Raw genomic sequence first — 3,055 nt, forward strand, 5'->3', positions numbered from 1 at the left:
AACGGCTACAACGTCGTCAACATCGGCATCAAGCAGCCCCTCTCGGCGATCCTCGAAGCCGCGCAGGAGCACAAGGCCGACGTCATCGGCATGTCAGGCCTGCTGGTGAAGTCCACGGTGATCATGAAGGAGAACCTGGAGGAGCTCAACCAGCGCAAGCTGGCGGCCGACTACCCGGTCATCCTTGGCGGTGCCGCCCTGACCCGCGCCTACGTCGAACAGGACCTTCACGAGATCTACGAAGGCGAAGTCCGCTACGCCCGCGACGCCTTCGAAGGCCTGCGCCTCATGGACGCCCTCATGGGGGTCAAGCGCGGCGTCCCCGGAGCCGAACTCCCGCCCCTCAAGCAGCGCCGCGTCGCCCGGCGCGACGTCCCGCTCCTCCAGGTGACGGAACCGCTCGACGCGGGCCGCTCCGACGTGGCCGTCGACAACCCGGTCCCCACCCCGCCGTTCCTCGGCACCCGCGTGGTCAAGGGCATCCCGCTCAAGGAGTACGCCTCCTGGCTGGACGAGAACGCCCTCTTCAAGGGCCAGTGGGGCCTCAAGGGCGCCGACACCATCGCCTCCGACGGCCGCCCCCGGCTGCGCGGCTGGCTGGACCGGCTGCACACCGACGGCCTCCTCGAAGCCGCCGTCGTGCACGGCTACTTCCCCTGCGTCTCCAAGGGCGACGACCTCATCATCCTGGGCGAGAACGGATCGGAGCGCACCCGCTTCACCTTCCCCCGCCAGCAGCGCGGCCGCCGCCTGTGCCTCGCCGACTTCTTCCGCCCGGAGGAGTCCGGCGAGACCGACATCGTCGGCCTCCAGGTCGTCACCGTGGGCAGCCGGATCGGCGAGGAGACCGCGCGGCTCTTCGCCGCCGACGCCTACCGCGAGTACATGGAACTCCACGGCCTGTCCGTGCAGCTCGCCGAGGCCCTCGCCGAGTACTGGCACGCCCGCGTCCGCGCCGACCTCGGCATCGCCGGCTCCGACCCGCAGTCCATGGACGGCATGTTCCGCACCGAGTACCAGGGCTGCCGCTACTCGCTCGGCTACCCCGCCTGCCCCGACCTGGAGGACCGCGCCAAGATCGCCGACCTCCTCCAGCCGGAGCGCATCGGCGTCCAGCTCTCGGAGGAGTTCCAGCTCCACCCCGAGCAGTCCACCGACGCCATCGTCATCCACCACCCCGAAGCCTCCTACTTCAACGCACGCTGACCCCCACGAGCCGGAAAGGAGTCCGACATGCCGGCTGCCCTGGCCGCCACCGCCGAACGCCCCCGCACGTCCTCCGCCCCCGCCCCCCTCGGCGTCCGTGACCTGCTGGCCCAGGGCCGGCGCACCTTCTCGTTCGAGTTCTTCCCCCCGAAGACGGATGCCGGAGAGCGGACGCTGTGGGCGGCCATCCGCCGCATAGAGGCCCTCGCGCCGTCCTTCGTCTCCGTGACCTACGGCGCCGGCGGCTCCTCGCGGAGCCGCACCGTCGAGGTCACCAAGCGCATCGCCGCGGAGACCACCCTGCGCCCGGTCGCGCACCTGACCGCCGTCGGGCACTCGGTCGCCGAACTGCGCCACATCATCGGCCAGTACGCCGACGCCGGCATCCGCGACGTCCTCGCCCTGCGCGGCGACCCGCCCGGCGACCCGAAGGGCGAGTGGACACCCCACCCCAACGGCCTGACCCACGCCCACGAACTGGTCACGCTGCTGCGCCGGCTGGGCGACTTCACCGTCGGCGTGGCCGCCTTCCCCGAGCGCCATCCCCGCTCGCCCTCATGGACCGAGGACATCCGGCACTTCGCCGCCAAGTGCCACGCCGGCGCCGACTACGCCATCACCCAGATGTTCTTCCACGCCGAGGACTACCTGCGGCTGCGGGACCGGCTCTCCGCCGTGGGCTGCCTGACCCCGGTCATCCCCGAGATCATGCCGGCGACCGATTTCCGCCAGATCCGGCGCTTCGCCGAGCTGAGCGACGCCCGCTTCCCGGACGCCCTCGCCCAGCGGCTCGAAGCGGCGAAGGACAACCCGGCGGACGGGCACCGGATCGGTGTCGAGTACGCGACCGCCATGTCCGAGCGGCTCCTCGCCGAGGGCGCGCCCGGCCTGCACTACATCACCCTCAACAAGTCCACCGCGACTCTAGAGATCCATCAGAACCTGAACGTCAGCCAGAACCACCCGGCCACCACCATCACGGAGTAGACCCCATGGACTTCAAGGTCGCAGATCTCTCGCTCGCGGACTTCGGCCGCAAGGAGATCACCCTTGCCGAGCACGAGATGCCCGGTCTGATGTCGATCCGCAAGGAGTACGCCCCCTCGCAGCCGCTCGCCGGGGCGCGGATCACCGGTTCGCTGCACATGACCGTGCAGACGGCCGTGCTCATCGAGACGCTCGTCGCGCTGGGCGCCGAGGTCCGCTGGGTGTCCTGCAACATCTACTCCACCCAGGACCACGCCGCCGCCGCGATAGCCGCCGCCGGCATTCCGGTCTTCGCCTGGAAGGGCGAGACGCTGGAGGAGTACTGGTGGTGCACGGAGCAGGCGCTGACCTGGCCCGGACACGCGGGCCCGAACATGATCCTCGACGACGGCGGTGACGCCACCCTCCTCGTCCACAAGGGCGTCGAGTACCAGAAGGCGGGGCAGGTCCCGGACCCGTCGACCGCGGACAACGAGGAAATGGCCCTGGTCCTGGACCTGCTGGGCAAGAGCACCATCGACTGGGCGGCCCTGGCCGCCGGCATCCGCGGCGTGACGGAGGAGACCACCACCGGGGTCCACCGCCTCTACGAGATGCACCGCGAGGGCGCCCTGCTGTTCCCGGCGATCAACGTGAACGACGCCGTCACGAAGTCGAAGTTCGACAACAAGTACGGCTGCCGCCACTCCCTGATCGACGGCATCAACCGCGCCACCGACGTCCTCATCGGCGGCAAGACCGCCGTGGTCTTCGGTTACGGCGACGTGGGCAAGGGCTGCGCGGAGTCCCTGCGCGGTCAGGGCGCCCGTGTCATCGTCACCGAGATCGACCCGATCTGCGCCCTGCAGGCGGCGATGGACGG

3 protein-coding genes are annotated in these 3,055 nt (G+C 70.2%); all 3 read left to right on the plus strand.

Features of this window, described 5'->3' with window-relative positions:
- The coding region (locus ACIP5M_RS36025; protein WP_401205389.1) for a vitamin B12 dependent-methionine synthase activation domain-containing protein at window positions 1–1,206 on the plus strand (1,206 nt) is incomplete at its 5' end.
- Between the two features lie 27 nt (window positions 1,207–1,233).
- Window positions 1,234–2,193 (plus strand): methylenetetrahydrofolate reductase [NAD(P)H], encoded by a 960-nt coding sequence (gene metF, locus ACIP5M_RS36030; RefSeq protein WP_401205392.1) that lies wholly within the window; start codon window positions 1,234–1,236, stop codon window positions 2,191–2,193.
- A 5-nt stretch (window positions 2,194–2,198) separates the two neighbouring features.
- The coding region (locus ACIP5M_RS36035; protein WP_401205393.1) for an adenosylhomocysteinase at window positions 2,199–3,055 on the plus strand (857 nt) is incomplete at its 3' end.

Origin of the sequence: Streptomyces sp. NPDC088762 (assembly GCF_044750905.1) — a bacterium.
Classification (GTDB): Bacteria; Actinomycetota; Actinomycetes; order Streptomycetales; family Streptomycetaceae; genus Streptomyces.

What these genes read in the sequence shown, in the direction of transcription:
- metF (WP_401205392.1), top strand. Translation starts at nt 1,234, where the DNA reads ATGCCGGCTGCCCTGGCCGCCACCGCCGAACGCCCCCGCACGTCCTCC.